The organism is Shigella sp. FC1567 (assembly GCF_001743015.1).
Classification (GTDB): domain Bacteria; phylum Pseudomonadota; class Gammaproteobacteria; order Enterobacterales; family Enterobacteriaceae; genus Escherichia; species Escherichia coli.
In genome coordinates this window covers 11,444-38,264 of record NZ_MIIV01000077.1, presented here as the reverse complement: position 1 = coordinate 38,264, position 26,821 = coordinate 11,444, and the positions used below count along the sequence as shown (strand labels likewise).

Sequence of the window (26,821 nt, the reverse complement as noted above, 5' to 3'; positions counted from 1 at the left end):
GCTGGCCGCTGTATGAATCACGCCTGAAGGGAAAGCTGCACGTTATCAGCAAGCGTTACACTCAGCGCATTGAGCGACATAATCTGAATCTGAGACAACATCTGGCAAGGCTGGGACGGAAGTCACTGTCGTTCTCAAAATCGGTGGAGCTGCATGACAAGGTCATCGGGCATTATCTGAACATAAAACACTATCAGTAAGTTGGAGTCATTACCCTCTAATTTGTAGTAATAAGCATCCGCGAATTACTGACAATAGCACTTATGAACAAATTATGGCAGAAGAGTTCACCCAATTAATATCCAAATCAGCAGGAGTTGATGATATTCAAATGGAAATAGACGAGAAGTTTATGAATCGCAAAATTTCATTTCGTGGTTCCTCTTTGCTGACAATAATTAATAGCATTGCAGTTACAGATTTACTGGGAATAGTCCCCTATGAACTTTATAACTCCCACCGTGACTTTCTTAATTTAAAAGAGATAAAACTAGAACATCCGTTACCTTCAATAAAGCTTTACATTTCCTATAATAAATCTTCTTTAAATAATTTGGTGTTCTCCCGATTTATTGACCGTCTAAATGAGAGTTTTTGATATATAACTACAGACAGCTACTATAACTTTCATCTATTTATTCACAGCGCGAATGAAAAATAAAACACTCTGCTTTACAGTGTTTACTTTATAATTAACAGTCTTATCTCACTGTTCACCCTGTAACGTTCAGAGAGCGTCTTCAGATGTCTATTTATAAAATTCCTCTTCCGCTCAATATTCTGGAAGCTGCACGAGAGCGTATTACCTGGACACTCAACACCCTACCCCGCGTTTGTGTCTCATTTTCTGGCGGCAAAGACTCTGGTTTAATGCTGCATCTGACAGCCGAACTTGCCCGACAAATGGGCAAAAAAATCTGCGTTTTGTTTATCGACTGGGAGGCGCAATTCTCTTGCACTATTAACTATGTTCAGTCCCTGCGCGAGTTGTACACCGATGTCATCGAAGAGTTTTACTGGGTTGCGCTCCCGCTTACGACGCAAAATTCCCTTTCACAATACCAACCCGAATGGCAGTGCTGGGAACCTGATGTCGAATGGGTGCGTCAGCCCCCGCAAGATGCGATAACCGATCCTGACTTTTTCTGCTTTTACCAGCCAGGCATGACCTTCGAACAATTTGTACGTGAGTTTGCCGAATGGTTTTCACAAAAACGTCCGGCGGCGATGATGATCGGCATCCGTGCGGATGAGTCCTACAACCGTTTTGTCGCCATCGCCAGTTTAAATAAACAACGTTTTGCCGACGATAAACCATGGACTACGGCCGCACCAGGCGGTCATAGCTGGTACATTTACCCCATTTACGACTGGAAAGTGGCTGATATCTGGACCTGGTATGCAAATCATCAAAGTCTCTGCAACCCACTGTATAACCTAATGTATCAGGCAGGCGTTCCTCTGCGTCATATGCGAATTTGCGAACCTTTTGGCCCGGAGCAACGACAAGGATTATGGCTCTATCACGTTATCGAACCGGATCGCTGGGCTGCTATGTGCGCACGAGTCAGCGGGGTAAAAAGTGGCGGCATTTACGCCGGACATGACAATCATTTCTATGGGCATCGGAAAATCCTCAAGCCAGAACATTTAGACTGGCAAGAATATGCATTATTGCTGCTCAATAGCATGCCGGAAGATGATCGCATCAAAGCGATTAATGAAATCCGCATGGCGATCCATCAGGTTAGCCCCTTTCGTGAAGAGCCAGTGGATTGCGTTCTGTGGGTTAAAAACAGCCAACTTATGCCTAATGATTACAACCCAAACAACGTGGCACCACCCGAAAAAAAACTGCTGCAAAAATCCATTGAAATAGATGGTTTTACCCAACCCATTGTGGTCACACATACGGATAAAAATGCCATGGAAATCGTGGATGGTTTTCACCGCCATGAAATTGGTAAAGGCTCATCATCATTAAAATTACGCTTAAAAGGTTATTTGCCGGTGACCTGTCTGGAAGGTACGCGTAATCAACGCATCGCCGCGACTATTCGTCATAATCGCGCTCGTGGACGCCATCAAATCACCGCCATGTCGGAAATCGTCCGTGAACTTAGCCAGTTGGGATGGGACGATAATAAAATTGGCAAAGAGCTGGGAATGGACAGCGACGAAGTGCTGCGCCTGAAGCAAATTAACGGCCTGCAAGAGTTGTTTGCCGACCGTCAATATTCCCGCGCCTGGACGGTTAAATAGCTAAAGCTGGCGCAGGCGTTCAGCTGCTGCCAGCAACGTCGATTCCTTCTTGGCAAAACAGAGACGAATCAGTTTATGTGGGAAGGGATCGGCGCAAAACACCGACAGCGGAATCGCCGCCACGCCGTGCTCCCGCGTCAGCCACTGGCAAAACTCAACATCATCCAGGGTAGAAACCTCGCTGTAATCCACCAGCAAAAAGTATGTACCTTCACACGGTAAAATCTCCAGCCGGCTTTCATTTAAAGCATTCACCAGAATATCGCGCTTCTGGCGATAAAAGTCCGGTAACGCAAGATAATGCTCAGGTTCTGCACGTAGCATATCAGCAAGCGCCAGCTGTGCCGGGGTATTCACCGAAAAGGTCAGATACTGATGTACCTTGCGAATTTCGGCGCTGATGGGCGCTGGCGCAACACAATAACCCACTTTCCAGCCGGTCATATGATAGATCTTGCCAAATGAAGAAACCGCCACTGCCCGCTCACGCAGCTGCGGATGCGCCAGCACACTGGCATGGCCCTGTTGTGAAAAGTTGATGTGCTCGTAGACTTCATCGCTAATGACAAAAATCTCGTGCCCGGCGATCGCCTGCCACAAAGCGGCGAAATCAGCCTGCTGCCAGACAGTTGCACTGGGGTTATGCGGAGTGTTGAGGATCACCAGTCTGGTGCGCTCGCTTAATAATGCGGCAAATTCCTGCCAGTCAAGGTGGTTGCAGTGCCATACGCTTCACTATTCCCCCAGAAAGCGCGATGGCGGGGGCGTAACTGTCATAGCTGGGATCAAAACAAATCACTTCATCGCCATTGCGCACCAGTGCGGTAATCGCCGCGTATAACGCTTCCGTCGCCCCTGCCGTTACGGTGATATCGCTATCGGCATCTGGTTGATAGCCATACAAACGTTCCGTTTTCTGAGCAATCGCCTCGCGCAAGGCCTGCACGCCGGTCATGGGCGCGTATTGGTTTGCCCCCTGGGCAACGTGGTACGCCAGCCGCTCCTGTAAATAGCGCGGACCATCAAAATCAGGAAAGCCTTGCGACAGGTTAATCGCCTGGTGTTGCTGCGCCAGCGCGCTCATCTGGGTGAAAATAGTGGTGCCAAGTTGTGGAAGTTTGCTTTGTGGAATCAGAGGGTTATTTGTCATTTTTATTGTACCTGACGAAGTTGCGTGTTGAAGGCACTATAACACGATGCTAGTATTTGGCAATCAAGACGTTTAGATGTCTAAATAAAACAATAAGGACAACACAACATGCCTCACAATCCTATCCGCGTGGTCGTCGGCCCGGCTAACTACTTTTCACATCCAAGAAGTTTCAATCACCTGAACGATTTTTTCACTGATGAACAACTTTCTCGCGCGGTGTGGATCTACGGCAAACGCGCCATTGCTGCGGCGCAAACCAAACTTCCGCCAGCGTTTGGACTTCCAGGGGCAAAGCATATTTTGTTTCGTGGTCATTGCAGCGAAAGCGATGTACAGCAACTGGCGGCTGAGTCCGGTGACGATCGCAGCGTGGTGATTGGCGTCGGCGGCGGCGCACTGCTCGACACCGCGAAAGCCCTCGCCCGCCGTCTCGGTCTGCCATTTGTTGCCGTTCCGACGATCGCCGCTACCTGCGCCGCCTGGACACCGCTCTCCGTCTGGTATAACGATGCCGGACAGGCGCTGCATTATGAGATTTTCGACGACGCCAATTTTATGGTGCTGGTGGAACCGGAGATTATCCTCAATGCACCGCAACAATATCTGCTGGCGGGGATCGGTGACACGCTGGCGAAATGGTATGAAGCGGTGGTGCTGGCTCCGCAACCAGAAACGTTGCCGCTAACCGTGCGGCTGGGGATCAATAATGCGCAGGCCATTCGCGACGTCTTGTTAAACAGTAGCGAACAGGCACTTGCCGATCAGCAAAATCAGCAGTTAACGCAATCATTTTGCGATGTGGTGGATGCTATTATTGCTGGTGGTGGGATGGTCGGTGGTCTGGGCGATCGTTTTACGCGTGTGGCGGCGGCTCATGCCGTGCATAACGGTCTGACTGTCCTGCCGCAAACCGAGAAGTTTCTTCACGGCACCAAAGTCGCTTACGGAATTCTGGTGCAAAGCGCCTTGCTGGGTCAGGATGATGTGCTGGCGCAATTAACCGGGGCGTATCAGCGTTTTCATCTGCCGACTACGCTGGCGGAGCTGGAAGTGGATATCAATAATCAGGCGGAGATCGACAAAGTGATTGCCCACACCTTGCGCCCGGTGGAGTCCATTCATTACCTGCCAGTCACGCTGACACCAGATACGTTGCGTGCAGCGTTCGAAAAAGTGGAATCGTTTAAAGCCTGACGTGCAAATTTAGCAGCAGCGCGCGCCGCCTTTTCCACCGTAGCGCGCGTCCTGCCGCTCACGGAAAAACTCCTCGTAGGTCATCGGCGTTTGATCGGGATGGTTAACCCGCATATGTTCGACATAGTTGTCGTAATCAGGCATACCAATCATCAGCTTCGCCGCCTGACCTAAATATTTTCCGGCTTTTGCCAGTGAATCAAACATCTTGGCCTCCGCTAACCATGTTGCTGAAAGAGTGCCGGATGCGGCGTGAACGCTTTATCCGGCCTACAAATGCTATCAACGCACTCGGTCAGTCCCCTCGCCCCATCGGGGAGAGGGTTAGGGTGAGGGGAACCCTCGGCACTATGCCAACATTCGCCAACATCCCCCCTCACTCTGACTTTAGTGCGCGCCTTTCGCCTGCGCTACGATCTCCTCGACATTTTCCGGCATCGGCTCATACGGCGTTTCTTTCGCCGTTGGCTTCGGATCTTTCAATGCCGCAAGTGCCGTCTTAATCGAGAACAGTGCCAGAACCACCACGACCACCATAAAGAAGATGGTTAACCCGGCATCCAGACGGTTGTTGAACACCAGTTGCGCCAGCTGTGACTCAGTATACTGCGACGGAATATTGCCGCTGTCGATCATTGCCTGGAACTTGTTAGCAATGGCCAGGAAGCCGACTTTCGCATCCGGGCTAAACGCTTTCTGCCAGCCAGCGGTCAGGGTACAAATCAGCAGCCAGGCCGTTGGTACCAGCGCCACCCAGGCGTAACGTTGACGTTTCATCTTGAACAACACCACGGCACAGAGCATCAGCGCCATCCCTGCCAGCATCTGGTTGGCAATACCAAACAGCGGCCACAGAGTGTTAATACCGCCCAGCGGATCGACCACGCCCTGATGGAGGAAGTAGCCCCACGCCAGTACGCACAGCGCCGTTGCCAGCAGGTTAGCAGGCAGTGAATCGGTCCGCTTCAGGCCAGGAGACACCACGCCCAGCAGATCCTGCAACATAAAGCGCGCAGCACGCGTACCCGCATCTACCGCCGTCAGAATAAACAGAGCTTCAAACAGAATGGCGAAGTGATACCAGAACGCCACATCCATCATACCACCCAGCGCACCGTGCAGGATGTAAGCCATCCCCACCGCCAACGTCGGCGCACCGCCCGCACGGGAAATGATCGACTGTTCACCCACTTCGCTGGCAATCTGGTTGAGCGTATCTGGTGTAATGCTAAAGCCCCAGCTACTCACCACCTGCGCGGCAGAAGCGACCACATCCGCCGTCCCTGCTGGAGCCAGCACCGCCATTGGGCTGTTCATGGCAAAGTAAACGCCCGGATCGATGATACAGGCGGAAACCAGCGCCATAATCGCCACGAAGGATTCCATTAACATTCCACCGTAGCCGATAAAACAAGCCTGCCCTTCGTTCGCCAGCATCTTCGGCGTGGTGCCGGAAGAGATCAGCGCATGGAAGCCAGACACCGCGCCACAGGCGATGGTGATAAACAGGAACGGGAACAGGTTACCGGTCCATACCGGGCCAGTGCCATCGACAAATTTGGTCAGCGCAGGCATGGTCAGCGTCGGGCGCATAATCAAAATGCCTACCGCCAGACCGACGATCGTCCCGATTTTCAGGAAGGTAGAGAGGTAGTCACGCGGGGCCAGCAGCAACCACACCGGCAGCACCGCCGCCACAAAACCGTAACCCACCAGCATCCAGGTCAGCTGCACGCCGGTAAAGTCAAAGTACGGTGCCCAGGTCGGACTTTCTGCCACCCAGCCGCCAGAGATAATGGCGAAAATCAGGAATACCAGACCGATGACCGACACTTCACCAATACGCCCCGGACGCAGATAGCGCAGGTAGATCCCCATAAACAGCGCCAGCGGAATGGTGAACGCAACGGTATACGTTCCCCACGGGCTATGAGTCAGGGCTTTCACCACGATCATCGCCAGTACTGCAAGGATAATGACCATGATCATAAAGCAGGCCACCAGCGCTATCACCCCGGCGGTTGGCCCCATCTCTTCTTTGACCAGCTCACCCAGCGATCGACCGTCACGGCGCGTAGAAACAAACAGCACCATGAAATCCTGCACCGCACCGGCGAGAACCACCCCGGCGAGTAGCCAGATCATCCCCGGCAGGTAGCCCATTTGCGCTGCCAGCACCGGCCCAACCAACGGACCTGCTCCGGCGATGGCCGCAAAATGGTGACCGAACAGCACTTTCTTGTCCGTCGGCACATAGTCCAGCCCGTCGTTATGGCGCACCGCTGGCGTCATACGCTTCGGGTCAACCGCCAGCACATTTTTGGCGATATACAACCCATAAAAACGGTAAGCGATCAGATAGATACAGACCGACGCCACCACAATCCACAGCGCGTTGATCTGTTCCCCACGATTTAAAGCAATGTATCCCAGAGCAAATGCTCCCATTACAGAGAGCACTGTCCAGACGAGGTATTTCCCTGATTTGTTCATAGTTGTTATCCGTGTGCGTGTCCATAGAGATGTTACATTTTGTTTCTATAACATCTTTGTACGATTTAACAACACGGTAACTATGTAAATCGGAGTTGAAACCAATATTTAACTTAACAATGTTAACTCGATCACTCCGTTAACCGAGTTTTCCTGCAATCTCATTTAATTCTGTCGGGCTCATCCCAAAACTGCCGTACCCAGCCGACAAGTGCAGCAACGCCGCCCCTGTTCATCGAAAACGACGATTTCCCAGCTCTGATTTTGCCGCCCAAGATGCAGCGGCTGGCAGACGCCGCGTACCTTGCCTTCAGACACCGGGCGATGATGGGTGGCGTTAAGTTCCGTGCCCACCACACACTGCCCGTCACGGGTCATCATAAATCCGGCCATCGATCCCAGCGTTTCAGCCAGCGCCGCCGACGCGCCGCCATGCAGCAGGCCAAACGGCTGATGAGTACGGGTATCAACCGGCATTTCGGCTTCCAGCACATCATCTCCCAGACGGGTATACACAATTCCCAGATGCGCCACCATTGTGTTATCGCTGGTGGCGTTCAGTTCGTCGAGCGTTAAATGGCGTTTCCAGATCATGCTTATGCCCCCAGCGTTGAGCCGCCATCGACCACAATATCCTGTAGGGTGATATGGCTGGCGAGGTCAGAGGCGAGGAACAAAATCGTGTTGGCGATCTCTTGTGGACGGGCGATTTTCCCCAGCGGAATGCCGAGTTTAAACTGCTCGCCAAAGCCGCGAATACGCTGTTCTTCGGCGTCATCGCTCACCCACAGCGTGCGTTGCATATCGGTGTCGGTGGAGCCAGGCGAAACCACATTACAGCGCACGCCGCTACCCGCCAGTTCCAGCCCGACGCTCAACGCCAGGCTTTTCAGCGCCGCTTTCGATGCGCCATAAGCACTCATACCAATACGCGGCGTGTGTGCGGCGTCGGACGCCACAGTGACAATCGCCCCGCCCCGCTGACGGCGAAACTGGTTCATGGTTTGCTGGAACAGGTTAAACGCACCGCCGACGTTAACCGCAAAAGTCTGCTGCCAGTCCTCTTTACTGAGCTGATCGGTCGCGCCCATGCGCAAAATTCCCGCCGCATTGATCAGCACGTCCAGTCGCTCCGTTTCAGCTAACAGTCGCTGACATACCTGCGCCACCTGCCCGGCGTCGGCAACATCCATTACTTCGGTCGCAAAGGGATATTGCTCCTGAGTGAACGCTTGATCAAAACCTGTAACTTTCGCTCCCGCCTCAACAAACGCCAGCGCCGTGGCGTAGCCGATACCTTTACCTGCGCCGGTTACCCAGACATTTTTACCGCTGAAATCCATTATTTAACCTCGCGGGAGAGTAGCTTCCACCAGGCGTCGATGGTCGGGTTTTTCGCCAGCATGACAAAGTCGATATCACCATGCACTTTGCGCCAGCGCGCCGCCAGCGCCATCATGCGCACCGAATCCAGACCGTAGTCGATCAGGTTGTCGTCATCGAACGGTTCATCGGACTCGTCCAGCAACGGCAGGATAACCTCACGCAGCGCCGCTTTGCTGGCGGGGACAGGTGCTGGCAGTAATTCTTCAGTCATCACCACCCGGCCAGACCGCCCGGCCACATATTTCAGCGACATCAAATGCTCGTCACGGCTGAAATCGGCCAGCGCATCCGCCACCATAAACGGTTTAATATCGCGCATAAATGCGTCGGTTGCGGTGGTCATACAGCCAATGTGGGCATATACCCCGGTAATAATCAGCTGGTTACGTCCACTCTCTTTGAGCATTTGCTCCAGCGGAGAACGATGAAACGCGCTGTAGCGCCACTTCACCAGCACCGTGTCGTCGGCATCTGGCGTCAGGCGATCCACCACCTTTTGCTGTTCCGGCGAACGGGTCAGGCCCGGCCCCCACATATCATTCAACAGCGCCCGATCTTCATCGCTCTGCTCTTTCGGCTGGGCGGTGTAATAAACTGGGATATTGTGCTGTTTGCAGTAGTCGCGCAGCGCAGCAATATTCGCGATCACCTGCTCCATCATCGGGCAGTTCTCGCCCCAGAAGCTGACAAAATAGTCCTGCATATCATGGATTAACAACGCGGCACGTTGCAGTTCAAAGGCCCAGTCAACTTTATTCTGCGGAATATCGTGAGACTCCGGCAGTGCGTAAGCCTGTAATTTTGGAATAGCCATCGTGTTCTCTCCTTCAGGCTGATGCGCGTGACGCCAGCCACTGACTTAATTGTTTTTTATCGACTTTCCCGACCGCCGTCAGCGGAAGTGAATCTACACACTCCACGCGATCCGGTAATTTAAATTCGGCAATACCCTGTTCACGCAGGAAACGACGCACCTGCACCGCGCGCAGCGCTCTTTTACCACCAGATAAGCACAGCTTTTTTCGCCCATCAGCTCATCTTCCATGCTCACCAGTGCGGCATAGATCACCGCCGGATGGCGCAGCAGCAGGTTTTCGATCTCTTCGGCAGCGATCTTCTCGCCGCCACGGTTGATCTGATCTTTCTCGCGCCCCTGCACGGTGATGTAACCCTCTGGATCAATAGAGATCAGATCGCCGGAACAGTAAAAACCGTTGGCATCAAAGGCGCTGGCATTGTGCTGCGGACTTTTGTAATAACCGCGGAAGGTGTACGGCCCGCGCGTCATCAGGCGTCCGACTTCCCCTTGCGGCAGTGGATTTCCTTCGGCATCGGCAACCCACACTTCATCGTCCGGACACATTGGGTAACCCTGGGTATGGATAATTTTCTCCGCGCTATCATCAAGACGGGTGTAGTTCACCAGCCCTTCCGCCATGCCAAACACCTGCTGCAACTGGCAGCCAATCTCAGCGGGAATACGCGCCGCAAGGGTGGCAGAAAGACGTGCGCCGCCGACCTGTAACAGTTTCAGCGAGGCAAGCTGCGCCCGGCTTTCGCCTTCAGCCAGCGCCTGCAACCACAGGCTGACTGCCGGCGGCACCAGCGCGGTGACGTTCACCTGATGTTTTTCAATCAATGGGAAGCAAAGCGTAGCGCTGGGATCGGCCGCCAGAACAACCGTTCCTCCGGCAAGAAAGACGCCCAGCGATCCTGGCGAACTCATGGCGTAGTTATGAGCCGCCGGGATCGCGCACAGGTAGCGCGTCTGTTGTGTGAACTGACAAATCTCGACGCTACGACGCACGCTGTAGTAGTAGTCGTTATGAGTGCGCGGGATCAGCTTCGGTGTACCGGTGGTGCCGCCGGAAAGCTGGAAATAGGCCACTTCATCAGCAGGTGATGGCGTGGCAGTAAAACCGTCTGCCGGATGGTTAATCGCATCCTGCAAGTTATGCTCACCGCTGTCGTTGTGCAGTTGCACCACGCGAATGGAGGAATGTTCTGTGACGAAAGTATTGAGGAAATCATCCCCGCTAAACAGCGCATGTTGGCGATCGGCAATCAGCAATGCGGGTTCAATCTGGCTGGCATAGGCGTTCAGTTCACTACGCTGATGGCTGAACAACGCCAGCACCGGCGCAACGCCCAGTTTCAGCAGCGCGAAAAAGGTAATATACAATTCAGCGACGTTACCCAGTTGTACCAGCGCGGTTTCACCAGGTTTAATGCCCTGACGGCGTAAAGTACACGCGAGGTTATCCGCCGCCTGATTCAGCTCCCGGTAACTCAACTGTAGCTCGCCGTCGATAACCGCGATGCTGTCACTCGCAGCGTGGCGAGTCAGAATGTCGGTCAGCGGCAAATCCTGCCAGTAGCCTTTTTCCCGATAGCGACGGGCAAACTCTTCCGGCCAGCGGGTGAATGGAATGCTCATCCTCGCTCCTTAATGCAATCCAAAAACATTCAACATGGTAGAAAGTTTGACGCCTGTTTCGCGCCACTCACCCAACGGTGACGACGCAAGCACAATCCCCGCTCCGGCAAACAGACGCACCTGATTTTCCCGCAGCTTCGCGCAGCGGATGGTCACCACCCATTCGCCGTTACCTTCGCTGTCACACCAACCCACAATGCCGCCAAACAGTTCGCGGTCGAACGGCTCCAGTTCAGCAATAACCTGAGTCGCGGCCTGATGCGGGAAACCGCTCAGCGCGGGGGTCGGATGCAGCAGACAGGCCAGAGTCAGTGCGTTTTCTTGCGAATTCGCTTTACCTTCAAAGGGAGTTGCGAGATGCCACAGCGTCGGCGTGGTAATCAATTGTGGAGAGGAGGGAACGTGTAACTCACTACTGCGTTCGCGCAGTACCTCTTTCATCGCCTGAGTCACCAGTTCATGTTCATGGCGATCTTTTTCTGACGCCAGCAGACGATTACCCGCTTCGCGATCGAGCACTTCATCCGGCTGACGACGCGCGGAACCGGCTAACGGAATGGAGCTAAAACGCTCGCCGTCTTTACGTAGCAGCAGTTCCGGGCTGGCCCCCAGCAGGACGCCACCATCAGCCAGCGGGACATGGAAGTTGTAACTAACCGGGTTTTGCGCAATCAACCGTTCCAGCAATACGCCACTATCAATGGCGGCGTCAGTGGTGATATCAATCAACCGTGACAACACCACTTTGTCAACCTGCGGCGTGGCGGTAAGTGCGGCAGCGCGGGCAACCATCTGTTCAAACGTGGTTTGTTCCGGAATTGCCTGGCGTTCCACCACATTCAGCGACTGGCTGCGGGTGAAACGGCGGGCGGAAGCTTGTTTTTCCTGACGGGAGAACGACTGCCAGGATTCAGGAATATACAGCGACGAAGGCTGACGTGGATCGAAGGGAATCGCCCCGACCATCACCGGATTTTTGATGCCCTGCACTTTGGCATCGGCAAACAGCGCGGCGAGTTTTTGCTGGAAGGGACTGTCGGGCGAATCCCCGTTCACAGCCGGTTCATCGAAGCGGGCGAAACATCCTGACGTCGTAAAACTGCGGTACGGCGACATAAAGAAAAAGCGATTGGGCGCAAGTGTTGCCATGGTCTGCTGTACTTCCTCAGCCAGTGACGTATCCATATCATCCTCCACAAAATGATAAAGGCTTTAATAATGATTATCATTTATATTTTCGGTCGCTAACCTAAAAGCAAACGCGCACTATGTCAACTCTTGAGGTAACGCAATCTGCAACTCGGGGTTGCATCTGGTTGTGGTTACAATGAAAATGAGAAGCATTATTGATGGATTCGCATAAGCGCAATGTGATGTCCTGCGCCGTTCTTCCCCCTCTCCCTTCCAGGGAGAGGGCTGGGGTGAGGGTCAATATTCGCACCAGTGCTGGCTGCTCCCATCACCCTAACCCTCTCCCCAAAGGGGCGAGGGTACGGATAGTGCGCTTTGTCGAATTTGTCATTACGCCCTTAACCTTATTAATAACAGGAAGCTGATTTGTGAGACTCGCCCCGCTCTACCGCAACGCCCTTCTATTAACAGGACTTTTGCTTTCCGGAATAGCCGCAGTTCAGGCCGCCGACTGGCCGCGTCAGATTACTGACAGCCGGGGCACTCATACCCTGGAAAGCCAGCCGCAGCGTATTGTTTCCACCAGCGTCACCCTGACCGGCTCACTGCTGGCGATTGATGCTCCGGTGATTGCCAGCGGCGCGACCACGCCAAATAACCGCGTCGCGGATGACCAGGGCTTTTTACGCCAGTGGAGCAAGGTGGCGAAAGAACGCAAACTACAACGGCTCTATATCGGCGAACCGAGCGCCGAAGCCGTTGCCGCGCAAATGCCGGATCTGATTTTAATTAGCGCAACCGGCGGGGATTCGGCGCTGGCGCTGTATGATCAGCTTTCCACCATCGCCCCGACATTAATCATCAATTACGACGACAAAAGCTGGCAGTCGCTGTTAACGCAGCTTGGCGAAATTACCGGGCATGAGAAACAAGCGGCAGAGCGGATTGCACAGTTTGATAAGCAACTGGCAGCGGCGAAAGAGCAAATCAAATTACCGCCGCAGCCGGTCACTGCTATTGTCTATACCGCCGCTGCACACAGTGCCAATCTCTGGACGCCGGAATCAGCACAAGGGCAGATGCTGGAACAACTCGGCTTTACGCTGGCGAAATTGCCCACAGGGTTAAACGCCAGCCAAAGCCAGGGCAAACGCCATGACATCATTCAGCTTAGTGGAGAAAATCTGGCTGCAGGGTTAAATGGCGAGTCACTATTCCTGTTCGCCGGTGATCAGAAAGACGCCGATGCGATTTATGCCAATCCACTGCTCGCGCACCTGCCCGCAGTACAAAACAAGCAGGTTTATGCGCTGGGAACCGAGACGTTCCGCCTGGATTACTACAGCGCCATGCAAGTGCTGGAACGACTTAAGGCGCTGTTTTAAGCATTAACTGTCGGACGCTGTCACCTGCGGCGGCGTCTGGCGAAAACGTCGCAACTCCACCAGCACCAGCAATAACAACACGCCGATAATCAACAAACCAAAACCGCTCGCGCTTGCGGAAGCAACCGGTGTCATCATCGCTCCCAGACCGCCTAACAGCGCCGCGCCTATGGCATCGCCCGTCACGTTTTGTGCCGTCCACAAACCGTTGATTCGCCCTAACATTGCTTCCGGCGTTTGCGTTTGCAGCATTGTATATTGCAGCAACGAACTGACCGCACTCAGCCAGCCGAACAGCGCCAGACAAACCACGCCTAAAATCCACATCGGCATCAGGCCAAATAAACCAATGGCGAGGAACGATCCCAACGTGGAGAGCAACATCAACAATCCTGGTCGCGCGCTATGCGCCAGTTTCCCACTGGTTAATGCGCCAATAGCCGCACCGAGCGGGATCGCCGCATAGAGAAAACCAATCTCTGCCGCCGACATCTGCCAGTTGTCAGCCAGCGCCGGATACAGTACCCGCACCGCGCTCGCCATCGTCAATAAACCACCCAGCAACGCAATCCCGCCCACCAGCGGGCTGGCGAGCAGAAAACGAAATCCTGCCAGTAATGATTTCAACGGATGCTCGCGCGGCTGCGGTGGCGGTGGCAACGCCGGAAGGCTTAACAACGGTAGCAAGGTAATAAACGTGCCCGCCGCCGCCAGCCCGTAGTTCCAGGCTACGCCACCGGTCGCCAGCAATAAACCGCCAATCATGGGCGAAATCACCGACCCCAGACGCACGGTCAACATGGTGATCGCCCCGGCCTGCATTAAGTTTTCACGCCCTACCAGTGCTGGTGTCGCCGCCAATAGCGCCGTAACGCCAAGCGATGCGAAAAAACCATCCCATAAACCAAGTAAATAGATTGCCAGCAATGACGGCTCCGGCAGCAGTGCATTAAGGCACAGTCCAATGAAGCCAATGCCACAGGTGCCGCGCGCCAGCAAAATCACTTTTTTGCGCTCATAGCGATCCGCCAGCACACCGCCAACCATCAGGCCAACAAACATCGCGCCGCCGGTCAGCGTCACCGAAAGCCCCACCAGCCAGGTAGAATGCGTCATCATCTGGATCTGCACCGGCACCGCGACGCCGAGCAAACCCAGAGACACAATTGAGATAAAACGAGCGAGGAATACTGCGCGAAACGCCGGGTGCGTTTTCAACAGGCTGAGGTTAAGCAGCCAGGATTGTTTATTCATTACAATGCCTTGCCATCAAATATTTTAAATACCTATTCTTAGGCTGCACATGCTAACATATCCAAATAAGATCGATAACGATAATTAATTTCATTATCATGGAAGTTCGTATGTCTGGTTCTGTTGCCGTGACACGCGCCATTGCCGTGCCCGGATTGCTGTTATTACTGATTATCGCGACGGCATTAAGCCTGCTCATTGGGGCAAAATCACTCCCCGCTTCCGTAGTGCTGGAGGCCTTCTCCGGCACCTGCCAGAGCGCCGACTGCACCATCGTGCTCGACGCGCGACTGCCGCGCACCCTTGCCGGTTTACTGGCAGGCGGCGCGCTTGGCCTTGCCGGGGCGTTGATGCAAACCCTCACCCGAAATCCACTTGCCGACCCCGGCTTGCTTGGCGTGAACGCCGGAGCCAGCTTTGCCATTGTGCTGGGTGCGGCGCTGTTTGGTTACTCATCCGCGCAGGAACAACTGGCGATGGCCTTCGCCGGGGCGCTGGTGGCCTCATTGATTGTTGCCTTTACCGGCAGTCAGGGCGGCGGGCAGTTAAGTCCGGTGCGTTTAACCCTGGCGGGCGTGGCGCTGGCGGCAGTGCTGGAAGGGCTGACCAGCGGCATCGCCCTGCTTAATCCTGACGTCTACGATCAACTGCGTTTCTGGCAAGCCGGTTCGCTGGATATTCGCAATCTACATACCTTAAAAGTGGTGCTGATCCCGGTGCTGATCGCCGGAGCAACCGCGCTATTACTGAGCCGCGCGCTGAACAGTTTAAGCCTCGGCAGCGACACCGCGACGGCGCTGGGCAGTCGCGTGGCGCGCACACAGTTAATTGGTCTGCTGGCGATTACCGTGCTTTGTGGTAGTGCGACAGCGGTAGTTGGCCCGATTGCCTTTATTGGCCTGATGATGCCGCATATGGCGCGTTGGCTGGTGGGTGCCGATCATCGCTGGTCGCTGCCCGTAACGCTGCTTGCTACCCCTGCCCTGCTGCTGTTTGCCGATATCATCGGGCGGGTGATTGTGCCCGGTGAACTGCGCGTTTCTGTGGTCAGTGCCTTTATTGGTGCACCGGTGCTGATCTTCCTCGTGCGACGTAAAACGCGAGGTGGTGCATGATTTACGTCTCTCGCCGATTACTCATCACCTGTTTGCTGCTTATTTCCGCCTGTGTGGTTGCAGGTATCTGGGGATTACGCAGCGGTGCCGTCACGCTGGAAACCTCGCAGGTATTCGCCGCGCTGATGGGCGATGCGCCGCGCAGTATGACGATGGTGGTCACCGAATGGCGTTTACCACGCGTGCTGATGGCGCTGTTGATTGGCGCGGCACTGGGCGTCAGCGGTGCGATTTTTCAGTCGCTGATGCGTAACCCGCTCGGCAGCCCTGACGTAATGGGCTTTAACACCGGGGCGTGGAGCGGCGTGCTGGTGGCGATGGTGCTGTTTGGTCAGGACCTGACGGCTATCGCGCTGGCAGCAATGGTGGGCGGCATTGTCACTTCTCTGTTGGTCTGGCTGCTCGCCTGGCGTAACGGTATCGACACCTTTCGGTTGATTATTATCGGCATCGGCGTTCGCGCCATGCTGGTGGCCTTTAATACTTGGCTGTTGCTGAAAGCGTCTTTAGAAACGGCGCTAACAGCGGGTTTGTGGAATGCCGGATCGCTCAATGGCCTGACGTGGGCAAAAACTTCGCCTTCCGCACCCATCATTATATTGATGCTCATTGCCGCCGCCTTGCTGGTGCGGCGAATGCGCTTGCTGGAGATGGGCGATGATACCGCCTGCGCGCTGGGCGTCAGCGTCGAGCGTTCGCGTCTGTTAATGATGCTGGTTGCAGTGGTGCTTACCGCTGCGGCAACGGCGCTTGCCGGGCCGATTTCCTTTATTGCTTTAGTCGCGCCGCACATTGCCCGACGCATTAGCGGCACCGCTCGCTGGGGGCTGACCCAGGCGGCGCTGTGCGGAGCGCTGTTACTGCTGGCGGCCGATCTCTGCGCCCAACAACTGTTTATGCCGTATCAACTTCCGGTTGGCGTCGTTACCGTCAGCCTCGGCGGTATTTACCTTATCGTCTTGTTAATTCAGGAGTCTCGCAAAAAATGACCGAATCAGTAGCCCGTTTGCGCGGCGAACAGTTAACCCTGGGATATGGCAAATATACCGTTGCGGAAAATCTGACTGTAGAAATTCCTGATGGTCACTTCACGGCAATTATCGGACCAAATGGCTGTGGTAAATCCACGTTACTGCGTACCTTAAGCCGCCTGATGACGCCTGCTCACGGGCATGTCTGGCTGGATGGCGAGCACATTAAACATTACGCCAGTAAAGAAGTTGCACGCCGGATTGGTCTGTTGGCGCAAAATGCTACCACGCCGGGCGATATCACCGTGCAGGAGCTGGTGGCGCGTGGACGTTATCCGCATCAACCGCTGTTTACCCACTGGCGCAAAGAGGATGAAGAAGCGGTAACGAAAGCGATGCAGGCCACGGGAATAACTCATCTGGCAGATCAAAGCGTGGATACCCTTTCTGGCGGACAACGCCAGCGAGCGTGGATCGCGATGGTGCTGGCCCAGGAAACGGCAATTATGCTGCTCGACGAACCCACGACCTGGCTGGATATCAGTCATCAGATTGATCTACTGGAACTGTTAAGCGAACTGAACCGCGAGAAAGGCTATACCCTGGCGGCGGTGCTGCACGATCTTAATCAGGCCTGTCGTTACGCCAGCCATTTGATTGCATTGCGGGAAGGGAAAATTGTTGCTCAGGGAGCGCCGAAGGAGATTGTCACTGCTGAACTGATTGAGCGCATTTATGGTCTGCGATGCATGATCATTGACGATCCGGTAGCCGGAACGCCGCTTGTGGTGCCGCTCGAACGAACGGCACCTTCAACCGCAAATAGTTAAACTAAGTGGTCTGCCATCATGGCATCCTGTTTTCTGGATGCCATCGCATAGCGCAATAACACGCTACCACAAGCCACCATCCCGCCGATCAGCGCGGAAAGGATCACAATAATCGCCTTACCCGGACCGTCTTTTTTCACTGGCAATGACGGGCTTAACTGATATTTAAACGGCGTAAAATTCACATCGTTGACATTTGCTTTTGTTAATTGCTCGACAAGATACTGCCGATTACGTAATTCACCGTTCAGTTCCGCAACGTCAGTAACCGCTTTTTCAATTTCCAGTTTGCGTTCAATACCGTCTGCGCCGAGAGAAATAGAGAAATCGGGGTCATCTTTAACGGCCTGACCATTACTGTATACGGGCTTTTTAATTCCTGCCGCGTTGGCAATGTCGAGTGAATAATTGAGGCGCTGAATGTTTGCATCAAGTTGATTTTTCGTTTTAATGCGATCCTGAGCCAGTTTTTCTTTTTCAAACTGGGTTTTGATCTCCAGTTTATTACGGACGTTTTCTATCGACTCTTTCACCACCAACGCAGAGATATAATCGATATACCCGCTCAAAACGGTCTGCGCCTCTTTACTGGTTGGCGCGGTAAAACTTAGCGTCCAGGAGGTATACAGTGACGGTTCATCTTTTTTCTTACTGGCATTGTCATCAACCGCTTTCATTTTTTCGCTCAATGCAACAATAGCGCGATGCAAATCCAGTTCATCGATTTTCGCCTCTTTTAATTGGTCCATCACATAAGGTGATGAACGCAGGTACTCTTCCAGCAAGCTAACAGACTGAAACTTCTTGATAAACAGGTTAAATGCACCGCCACGGTCGATATTAACATCGAGATCAAGAACGCGGAGTTTGGTAAAGGTTTTCTCCAGGTCCTGCCACTGAATGGCTTCGGCGGGAGTAATAACGGCTGAGCTGGTCCATTTTTGCGGCAGGATGAAAGAGATCAGTAAACCTGCGCAGGCAAATGCAAAAACGACCGCCATGACCGTTTTTTTGGCCCGCCATAAAACTTCGATTAGATTAAGTAAATCAATTTCATTACTACTGGGCGACGCCAGAGGATACTCGGAAAAATGAGCGTCACTTCCCTGTTTAATATTCAGTGATGACATGGGTATAACCTGAAAATGAGTCCAATAGGGGGAAATCTCCACGGCGCTCACTTTACCAGTTGGTGAGAATTATCCGAAGCTGAAGTTTGTAAATTCCTTCCACTGAATGCAACATTCACTCTATTTAAGAGAAATATTCATCAAACCTATAAATCAAACAAATAAAAAACCCATAATTATTTTCTGTAATTATGGGTTTATAGATAATATTAATTTACCTGTTTAGCGTTGCGCGAATAATCGGCCCAATTTTTACAAACGCCCCTGGAGAGATAATATCCACATGCGCACAATCCTGACGATAGATATCCAGCTCGGCAATCCAGGGCGACCAAGCGCGTTCGGGGCTCATACCTTCCTGAAGCGTGCGTTCAGCAACAAACAGCGTCGCTTTACCATCAAACGGTACGCTATGAGCAGTCGTCAGCAGACGCACAGCATCAGCGTAGTTGCCTTCAATGGTGGTAAACAACTCCGTTGAAGTACTTCCCTGCTGTGCCGCCAGGAAGGCCTCGCGTTCGCGGTTAATCTCCGCCAGCACTTCCGGGTCCAGACCATTAGCCTCTTTTTCCTGCCAGTTTTGCGTTTCTGGCGGCCAGGTATCCAGCAAACCAAGAAATGCCACCTGTTCGCCACGGGCACGCAGTCGCGCCGCAATGCCCTGCGCCAGCGTACCGCCAAGGGAATACCCCAGCAGGTAATAAGGGCCGTGCGGTTGTTGTTCAAGTAACGTTGCCAGATGCGCTTCACAGACTTCATCCAGATTTGCCGCGGTATGCATGGGGCCATTGGGGCGCGGCGACTGAATGCCGATAATCGACCATTGTGGATCGATATAACGCGAGAGCACGCTAAACTGCCAGGCAAAACCGGATGCCGGATGGAAACAAAACAGCGTCGGGCCATTACCTTCACGCAACGGCAGAATGGTTTCGAATCCCATACGCCGGGTGCTGTCTTCTTCAGCATCAATAATCGTTGCCAGTTTAGCGACGGTTGACGCGACCATCACTTGCCCCGGCGTCACCTGGCGGGCAACCTGCCGACTTAACTGCGCTGCCAGTTTCATTGCCAGTAGCGAATGACCACCAAGCGCAAAGAAATCAGCATCGGCATCCTGCACGTCACAACCCAGCAACGACGCGAATGCCGCGGCAATAATCGTTTCACTGCCCGCTTTTGGCGCACGCCCCGGCGCTTGTGCCTTCAGTTCAGGCAACGGTAAGGCTTTGCGATCCAGCTTGCCGTTGGCGCTAAGAGGTAACAGTGGAAGTTGCAGCAGAACCACGGGCACCATATGTGGTGGCAATGTTTCGCGAAGCTGCGCCTGTAATGCGCTGGTATCCAACGGCAGACCTGATTGCGACACCAGATAGCCCACCAACTGACGCGCATCACCACCGGTGGCTGCCGCCTGGTTAATCACACAGGCGTGGGTAACGGCTTGTTCGACATCCGGCAGCGCCTGCATCACGCGATCGATTTCGCCCAGTTCAATACGCTGCCCGCGAATTTTTAGCTGATCGTCACTGCGCCCGAGGTACTCCACCGCGCCGTTATCCAGCCAGCGGGCAACGTCTCCGGTACGGTACATCCGTTCACCAGGGACAAAAGGATCGGCAATAAAGCGGCTGGCGGTCAGATCGGGTCGTCCAAGATACCCCTGCGCCAGTTGAATGCCGGTGAGATAGAGATCACCCGCCACACCCGGCGGCACCGGATGCATCATCGCATCAAGAATACGCAGACCCGTATTCCATACCGGATAACCAATCGGCACACTGCTGCCGCGCACCTGTGCCAGTTCCTCGCCAAAAGCCGGATACCAGCTGACATCTACCGCCGCTTCCGTCGGGCCATATAGATTATGCAACGGCACGCTGGTTAACTGTTGCCATTCGCGGCATAAATCAGCCGGTAAGGCCTCACCACTACAGAAAACCTGTTTCAACGTCGCGCAACTCTGGCGAGCGGTTTGCGGCGTCAGCGATGCAACAAATGCTGCCAGCATCGACGGCACAAAGTGCGTGGTCGTTACGCCATATTCGGCAAAGAATTGCTGCATAGCGAGCGGGTCGCGGTGCGCTTCCGGTTCAGCCATCACCAGTTTAGCCCCGGCAATAAACGGCCAGAAAAACTCCCACACCGAGACATCAAAACTGCACGGCGTTTTTTGGGCAACGACATCTTCGCCTGTAAGCAGATAATGATTTTGCATCCACAACAGGCGGTTAACGATAGCCGTCTGCCCGACCATTACCCCTTTCGGCCTGCCGGTGGAGCCAGAGGTAAAGATGATATAAGCCGTGTGATGCGGTTGTGAAAGTTGCAGCGGCGCACTGCCCTGCGGTTTAAGCGGGGCGTTATAGCAAAGGTTGGTTAAATCTGGAACATCGGCAAAGCGCGGCAGTTGATCGTCGGTGGTGATTAACAGCGACGGACGCGCATCTTCCAGCATCATTTTCAGGCGATCGTCCGGATAGCCGGTATCCAGCGGTAGCCAGGCCGCGCCAGCTTCAACTATCGCATGTAGCGCCAGGGTCAAAAAGACCGAGCGCGGTAGCGCCACCGCCACGCTGTCGCCCGGTTTAACGCCACGCTCACGCAGCAGATTCGCCAGCGCCACCACCTGCTCGCGCATTTCCCGATAGCTGAACTGGTAACGCGCATCTGCCAGCGCCGGAGCATCCGGTGTTTTTGCCGCTTGTTCTGCCACCAGCGCGCTCAGCGTGGTTTCTGGAATCTCAACCTGAGTGGCGTTGATCTGCGCCAGCTGCGCATACTCACCTGGCAGCATAATATCGACATCGCCGCACAACAGCGCCGGATCCGCGGCGAACTGGGCAATCAGCATTTTCAGGCGTTCAGCATGCTGGATTAACGTTGGCTCATCGTAACGCTGTTTATTGGCGAGGATCTCAATACTCAAATCACCGTGTTCATCCGGGAACAGGGCCAGTTCAAGGTCATTAACCGGACCGGTTGCCAAGGTATGGGTTTGCGCCTGAACACCAGGAATATCCAGTTGGTAATCAAATACCTTGATATTGAGTACCGGACCAAACAGCGGTTCATCACCTGCCGCTCGCCCGCTGTCACGGACAATTTGTTCGGCATCGTAACGTTGATGACGACGCATTTTTTTCAGTTGTGCTGCCAGTCGGGTTGCCAGTTCCGGCAGCGTTTCTTGCGCCGCAATGTGAATACCCAACGGCAAAACGTTGAGCACGGGTCCGGTAGCCGTCAGCGCCGCCGAGCCCAGTCGACGCATAAAGATAAATCCAGCGGCGTAGTCCATGCGATTGCACAATCGCCCCAGCCACAAAGCCGTCAGCGCAAGGGCTAAATCGGTACGCTGCACACCTGAAAGTTGCGTAGCCAACTGGCGGAATTCCCCGTCGGTAAATTCCATTTTCAGACGTAAAATATCTGCCGAAGCGCTGCGCCCCGGTAAAGGTGCCGGAGAAAGTGACGCGGGCGGCGGCAGTTGACGACGCTGTTCTGCCCAGAATGCCGCATCACGCTGCCAGGCTTCGCTTTCGCGGTATTGCTGGTACTCTTCCACTACATCAGCGAAAGGCGTAAACGGCGAAGCAGGCGTTGGTTCACCACGCAGCCATGTGCAGTAAATATTGGCGATCTGGCGGGTAATGGCCGGGAAACTGAAGCCATCGACCAGCAAATGGTGATAACGCTGATACCAGTACCAGCGGTTATCCGCCACCTGTATCAGCTGATGAAAGACCAGTGGTTTACCGCTATCGACGCGCAGATCTTGTTGCAAATCCGCCTGCATTAATGCCTGCGCAGTACCGTGCGGATCAATGTTGGTTCGCAGGTCGATAATTTCTGGCAGTTCGAACGTCAGCGCATCATCGACCCACTGCCAGACTTCGCCGTTATCTTCCGTAAAACGCATCCGCAGCGTATCTGCTTGCGCTAGTCCGTCAACCACCGCGCGGGCCAGTAATGGCGCATCAACCTCTCCGGTTAACTCAACGTAATGCGCTACGCTCCAGGCGGAGGGTAAATCCGACAGTTTTTCTGCCATCCAGATGCCGGGCTGTGCGGCGACCAAAGGTAAATGCTGGCTCATTGCGCCTCCTGCAACTGGGTGAAATTCGCCGGTGTCAGAGTACGCCAGTGGGCTTCAAGCCACTGCTGGCAGGACTCTTGTGACTGCGGCTGACACACAATGTCCCAGCCTGCCGGTAAGGCGCATTGTTGCGGCCACAGACTGAATTGCCCCTGCGCATTGCGCAAAATGTAAAACGCTCCCTGTGGATCATCGAAGGGATTACTGAATGCCATATTCAACTCCTGTCATGGAAAAGTGGTTGCCAGAGGTCGATTAGCCCCTGCATCAAGCCACCGCGCCAACAAAGCGCATCATGTCCGCCGTCAACCTGGCGCCAGAAAATGGATTCTTTTATGGGGTGTAATTGCGCATACAGCGCCTGATTGGCCCGCATAATCATCGGCTCGCGAATACCCGCTTCCAGCACAATGCGCAGACCTTCGGCGCTAACTTCACCAGCTTTAAGCTTTTCAAGTAACACGCCCTCTTGCTGCCCGCCCCGATGCGGCCACCAGTACGATCCTGACTGGCTTAATACACAACCAAAACGTTCAGGCCAGTGCAGTCCGGCATACAGCGCGGAAAGTCCACCAAAACTCTGCCCGGCAACCACGGTGCGATCGGCGCGATCGCTAAAAGGGGCAATAGCTTTCACCAAGGGTAATAACTCTTGCTGTACTGCGAGCCAGAAATCCGCATTACACGGCAGTTCGTGAGCGCGGTGCGTGGTGTCGATAGCGTCGATCAACACATACACGGCGGGAGGAAGTTGCTGACGATGGGTCAGCGAAGTCAGCACTGGCCAGACGGGCATACTTTGCGCCCAAAATTCGCCATCGAGCAAAACTGCCAGCGGGCGTTCTTCTGCTGTTGCATCGCCGGTGGTAAAAATCCATACACGACGTGAATTTTTCAACCGTTCACTTTTCCAGATAATTTCTTTGGCTGGTATTTCTGGCGCTTGCGGACAATCCCATCCCGGTTGCAGAGGCGCTTGCGGCATTTCGAGTGCAGAAACAGCGTGCCCTCGCCCGCCTTTCCAGCTTTGTGGATTCAGCGGATCGGCTATTGCCTGGGGTAATAGTTTTCGCCAGCCTTCACGTAATTCGAGGCGATCGGGGGATGGTGCAGAAAAAATGTCATCGCGTTCGGTGGGAATAAAGCAGTAGCTGCCGCGCCAGTTGGCATTGAGTTGTGTCGTCCACTGCCAGACATCAGTACCTGCAATGCGCTGCATCGACTGGGGCTGGCTGTTCTGATGATGATCGGTCACACCAGTGATGTAGACCCATACGCGCTTTATCGGCGAGTATTCTTCAGAACCTTGGGGATCACGCCACCAGAAAGTGACCTCAAACATTTCGTCATTCAGACGCTGCCATTCCGGGCCATGTTTCGACTGCCACCAGCTCTCACTTCCTACTTTTAACGCCGTCACACCATAACCCCATGTTTACTGTGCAATTTTTCATTGATTGCAGAAATATATTGATAATATTATTGATAACTATTTGCATTTGCAATAGCGTAATGGCGCGCCGTGGGAAGCGCGGACATTAATTAACCAACTGCACTGCGTGTCTTTCAGGATCAAAGGTTTTCGCGGTAGCGGGATGCGTCGTGTTGAGGACGACCATGCCCGACAGTTGCAATTCGTGGCAAAAATGCAGGAATAAAACAATGAACAAGAAGATTCATTCCCTGGCCTTGTTGGTCAATCTGGGGATTTATGGGGTAGCGCAGGCACAAGAGCCGACCGATACTCCTGTTTCACATGACGATACCATTGTCGTTACCGCCGCCGAGCAGAACTTGCAGGCACCTGGCGTTTCGACCATCACCGCAGATGAAATCCGCAAAAACCCGGTTGCCCGCGATGTGTCGGAGATCATCCGTACCATGCCAGGCGTTAACCTGACCGGTAACTCCACCAGTGGTCAGCGTGGGAATAACCGACAGATTGATATTCGCGGTATGGGTCCGGAAAACACGCTGATTTTAATTGACGGCAAACCGGTCAGCAGCCGTAACTCGGTGCGTCAGGGCTGGCGTGGCGAGCGCGATACCCGTGGTGATACTTCCTGGGTGCCGCCTGAAATGATTGAACGTATTGAAGTTCTGCGTGGTCCGGCTGCAGCGCGTTATGGCAACGGCGCGGCGGGTGGCGTAGTTAACATCATTACCAAAAAAGGCAGCGGTGAGTGGCACGGTTCCTGGGACGCTTATTTCAATGCGCCAGAACATAAAGAGGAAGGTGCCACTAAACGCACCAACTTCAGTCTGACCGGCCCGCTGGGCGACGAATTCAGCTTCCGCTTGTATGGCAACCTCGACAAAACCCAGGCTGACGCGTGGGATATCAACCAGGGCCATCAGTCCGCGCGTGCCGGAACGTATGCCACGACGTTACCAGCCGGGCGCGAAGGGGTGATCAACAAAGATATTAATGGCGTGGTGCGCTGGGACTTCGCGCCTCTGCAATCACTCGAACTGGAAGCGGGTTACAGCCGCCAGGGTAACCTGTATGCGGGCGATACCCAGAACACCAACTCTGACGCTTACACTCGCTCGAAATATGGCGATGAAACCAACCGCCTGTATCGCCAGAACTACTCGCTGACCTGGAACGGTGGCTGGGATAACGGAGTGACCACCAGCAACTGGGTGCAGTATGAACACACCCGTAACTCGCGTATTCCGGAAGGTCTGGCGGGCGGTACCGAAGGGAAATTTAACGAAAAAGCGACACAGGATTTCGTCGATATCGATCTTGATGACGTGATGCTGCACAGCGAAGTTAACCTGCCGATTGATTTCCTCGTTAACCAAACGCTGACGCTGGGTACGGAGTGGAATCAGCAACGGATGAAGGACTTGAGTTCCAATACCCAGGCGCTGACCGGGGCGAACACCGGCGGCGCTATTGATGGTGTGAGTGCCACCGACCGTAGCCCGTATTCAAAAGCAGAAATTTTCTCGCTATTTGCCGAAAACAACATGGAGCTGACTGACAGCACCATCGTAACGCCGGGGCTGCGTTTCGATCATCACAGTATTGTCGGCAATAACTGGAGCCCGGCGCTGAACATATCGCAAGGTTTAGGCGATGACTTCACGCTGAAAATGGGCATTGCCCGCGCCTATAAAGCGCCGAGCCTGTACCAGACTAACCCGAACTACATTCTCTACAGTAAAGGTCAGGGCTGCTATGCCAGCGCGGGCGGCTGCTATCTGCAAGGTAACGATGACCTGAAAGCAGAAACCAGCATCAACAAAGAGATTGGTCTGGAGTTCAAACGCGACGGCTGGCTGGCGGGCGTCACCTGGTTCCGTAACGATTATCGCAATAAGATTGAAGCGGGCTATGTGGCTGTAGGGCAAAACGCAGTCGGCACCGATCTCTATCAGTGGGATAACGTGCCGAAAGCAGTGGTTGAAGGTCTGGAAGGATCGTTAAACGTACCAGTTAGCGAAACGGTGATGTGGACCAATAACATCACTTATATGCTGAAGAGTGAAAACAAAACCACGGGCGACCGTTTGTCGATCATCCCGGAGTACACGTTGAACTCAACGCTGAGCTGGCAGGCGCGGGAAGATTTGTCGATGCAAACGACCTTCACCTGGTACGGTAAGCAGCAGCCGAAAAAATACAACTACAAAGGTCAGCCAGCGGTTGGCCCGGAAACCAAAGAAATCAGTCCTTACAGCATTGTGGGTCTGAGCGCGACCAGGGATGTGACGAAGAATGTCAGTCTGACCGGCGGCGTGGACAACCTGTTCGACAAACGTTTGTGGCGTGCGGGTAATGCCCAGACCACGGGCGATCTGGCAGGGGCCAACTATATCGCGGGTGCCGGGGCGTATACCTATAACGAGCCGGGACGTACGTGGTACATGAGCGTAAACACTCACTTCTGATGCTAACGTCAGATTGTTGATAAAGTGCGCGTCGTTCATGCCGGATGCGGCGTGAACGCCTTATCCGGCCTACAAAAATCT

At 53.9% G+C, this 26,821-nt stretch carries 18 protein-coding genes and 4 pseudogenes; 9 read left to right on the top strand and 13 right to left on the bottom strand.

Annotated elements, in window-relative coordinates; all coding sequences use genetic code 11:
* The 3 genes and pseudogenes from BHE85_RS06255 to BHE85_RS27260 form a co-directional block, all read left to right on the top strand.
* The coding region (locus BHE85_RS06255) for an IS1 family transposase (RefSeq protein WP_000327172.1) at positions 1-200 on the top strand (200 nt) is incomplete at its 5' end.
* Between the two features lie 17 nt (positions 201-217).
* Positions 218-598: pseudogene (locus BHE85_RS06250) on the top strand (type 2 periplasmic-binding domain-containing protein); the annotation flags it as partial.
* 146 nt (positions 599-744) lie between these two features.
* Positions 745-1,743, top strand: a pseudogene (locus tag BHE85_RS27260) (DUF3440 domain-containing protein); the annotation flags it as partial.
* 519 nt (positions 1,744-2,262) lie between these two features.
* Here the strand turns inward: BHE85_RS27260 and ybdL are convergent.
* Positions 2,263-3,412, bottom strand: a pseudogene (gene ybdL, locus BHE85_RS06240) (methionine-oxo-acid transaminase).
* A 108-nt stretch (positions 3,413-3,520) separates the two neighbouring features.
* Here ybdL and hcxA point away from each other — a divergent pair.
* Complete coding sequence (gene hcxA / locus BHE85_RS06235) at positions 3,521-4,609, top strand: hydroxycarboxylate dehydrogenase HcxA (RefSeq protein ID WP_001120484.1); 1,089 nt, start codon at positions 3,521-3,523, stop codon at positions 4,607-4,609.
* 9 nt (positions 4,610-4,618) lie between these two features.
* Here hcxA and BHE85_RS06230 read toward each other — a convergent pair whose 3' ends face one another.
* The 7 genes and pseudogenes from BHE85_RS06230 to entC all read right to left on the bottom strand — a co-directional run bounded on the left by BHE85_RS06230 (position 4,619) and on the right by entC (position 12,110).
* Positions 4,619-4,816: a YbdD/YjiX family protein gene (locus BHE85_RS06230; RefSeq protein WP_000460431.1), complete on the bottom strand. Its 198-nt coding sequence runs from the start codon at positions 4,814-4,816 to the stop codon at positions 4,619-4,621.
* Positions 4,817-4,996: 180 nt separating this feature from the next.
* Positions 4,997-7,102: a pyruvate/proton symporter CstA gene (gene cstA / locus BHE85_RS06225; protein ID WP_001043121.1), complete on the bottom strand. Its 2,106-nt coding sequence runs from the start codon at positions 7,100-7,102 to the stop codon at positions 4,997-4,999.
* Between the two features lie 180 nt (positions 7,103-7,282).
* Positions 7,283-7,696 carry a proofreading thioesterase EntH gene (gene entH, locus BHE85_RS06220; protein WP_000637953.1) on the bottom strand — a complete coding sequence of 138 codons (414 nt, stop codon included), beginning with the start codon at positions 7,694-7,696 and terminating at the stop codon, positions 7,283-7,285.
* Positions 7,697-7,698: 2 nt separating this feature from the next.
* Positions 7,699-8,445 (bottom strand): 2,3-dihydro-2,3-dihydroxybenzoate dehydrogenase EntA, encoded by a 747-nt coding sequence (gene entA, locus BHE85_RS06215; protein WP_000347664.1) that lies wholly within the window; start codon positions 8,443-8,445, stop codon positions 7,699-7,701.
* On the bottom strand, positions 8,445-9,302 hold the full coding sequence (entB, locus tag BHE85_RS06210; RefSeq protein WP_001007129.1) for an enterobactin biosynthesis bifunctional isochorismatase/aryl carrier protein EntB: 858 nt from the start codon (positions 9,300-9,302) through the stop codon (positions 8,445-8,447). Before entB ends, entA begins: the two co-directional genes overlap by 1 nt.
* Positions 9,303-9,315: 13 nt before the next feature.
* Positions 9,316-10,925 (bottom strand): annotated as a pseudogene (gene entE / locus BHE85_RS06205) ((2,3-dihydroxybenzoyl)adenylate synthase EntE).
* Between the two features lie 9 nt (positions 10,926-10,934).
* Positions 10,935-12,110 carry an isochorismate synthase EntC gene (gene entC, locus BHE85_RS06200; protein ID WP_004980869.1) on the bottom strand — a complete coding sequence of 392 codons (1,176 nt, stop codon included), beginning with the start codon at positions 12,108-12,110 and terminating at the stop codon, positions 10,935-10,937.
* 374 nt (positions 12,111-12,484) lie between these two features.
* Here entC and fepB point away from each other — a divergent pair, with 374 nt between their 5' ends.
* Positions 12,485-13,441, top strand: a complete 957-nt coding sequence (fepB, locus tag BHE85_RS06195; RefSeq protein WP_001234318.1) for a Fe2+-enterobactin ABC transporter substrate-binding protein — start codon at positions 12,485-12,487, stop codon at positions 13,439-13,441.
* Between the two features lie 3 nt (positions 13,442-13,444).
* On the opposite strand, the gene entS is transcribed toward fepB, so the two are convergent.
* On the bottom strand, positions 13,445-14,695 hold the full coding sequence (gene entS / locus BHE85_RS06190; protein WP_001041762.1) for an enterobactin transporter EntS: 1,251 nt from the start codon (positions 14,693-14,695) through the stop codon (positions 13,445-13,447).
* Positions 14,696-14,805: 110 nt separating this feature from the next.
* On the opposite strand from entS, the gene fepD reads away from it, so the two are divergent.
* Genes fepD through fepC form a run of 3 tightly spaced genes read left to right on the top strand, consistent with a single transcriptional unit; the run spans position 14,806 to position 17,611 of the window.
* Entirely contained in the window at positions 14,806-15,810 is a 1,005-nt protein-coding gene (gene fepD, locus BHE85_RS06185; RefSeq protein ID WP_001298899.1) for a Fe(3+)-siderophore ABC transporter permease, read from the top strand.
* On the top strand, positions 15,807-16,799 hold the full coding sequence (gene fepG, locus BHE85_RS06180; protein WP_000640969.1) for an iron-enterobactin ABC transporter permease: 993 nt from the start codon (positions 15,807-15,809) through the stop codon (positions 16,797-16,799). The genes fepD and fepG overlap by 4 nt, the downstream gene beginning before the upstream one ends.
* Positions 16,796-17,611 carry an iron-enterobactin ABC transporter ATP-binding protein gene (gene fepC, locus BHE85_RS06175; protein ID WP_000140630.1) on the top strand — a complete coding sequence of 272 codons (816 nt, stop codon included), beginning with the start codon at positions 16,796-16,798 and terminating at the stop codon, positions 17,609-17,611. The genes fepG and fepC overlap by 4 nt, the downstream gene beginning before the upstream one ends.
* Here the strand turns inward: fepC and wzz(fepE) are convergent.
* From wzz(fepE) to fes, 4 genes are all read right to left on the bottom strand, one after another.
* Complete coding sequence (gene wzz(fepE), locus BHE85_RS06170; RefSeq protein WP_000096748.1) at positions 17,608-18,741, bottom strand: LPS O-antigen length regulator Wzz(fepE); 1,134 nt, start codon at positions 18,739-18,741, stop codon at positions 17,608-17,610. The two genes, fepC and wzz(fepE), sit on opposite strands and share 4 nt — an antisense overlap.
* A gap of 214 nt (positions 18,742-18,955) precedes the next feature.
* Complete coding sequence (gene entF / locus BHE85_RS06165; RefSeq protein WP_000077777.1) at positions 18,956-22,837, bottom strand: enterobactin non-ribosomal peptide synthetase EntF; 3,882 nt, start codon at positions 22,835-22,837, stop codon at positions 18,956-18,958.
* The gene (gene ybdZ / locus BHE85_RS06160) at positions 22,834-23,052 is read right to left on the bottom strand and encodes an enterobactin biosynthesis protein YbdZ (RefSeq protein WP_000885782.1); all 219 of its coding nucleotides are present in this window, start codon (positions 23,050-23,052) and stop codon (positions 22,834-22,836) included. Before ybdZ ends, entF begins: the two co-directional genes overlap by 4 nt.
* A gap of 2 nt (positions 23,053-23,054) precedes the next feature.
* Complete coding sequence (gene fes, locus BHE85_RS06155; RefSeq protein ID WP_000125803.1) at positions 23,055-24,257, bottom strand: enterochelin esterase; 1,203 nt, start codon at positions 24,255-24,257, stop codon at positions 23,055-23,057.
* A 242-nt stretch (positions 24,258-24,499) separates the two neighbouring features.
* Here fes and fepA point away from each other — a divergent pair, with 242 nt between their 5' ends.
* Positions 24,500-26,740 carry a siderophore enterobactin receptor FepA gene (gene fepA / locus BHE85_RS06150; protein ID WP_001034896.1) on the top strand — a complete coding sequence of 747 codons (2,241 nt, stop codon included), beginning with the start codon at positions 24,500-24,502 and terminating at the stop codon, positions 26,738-26,740.
* Positions 26,741-26,821 lie beyond the last annotated feature (81 nt).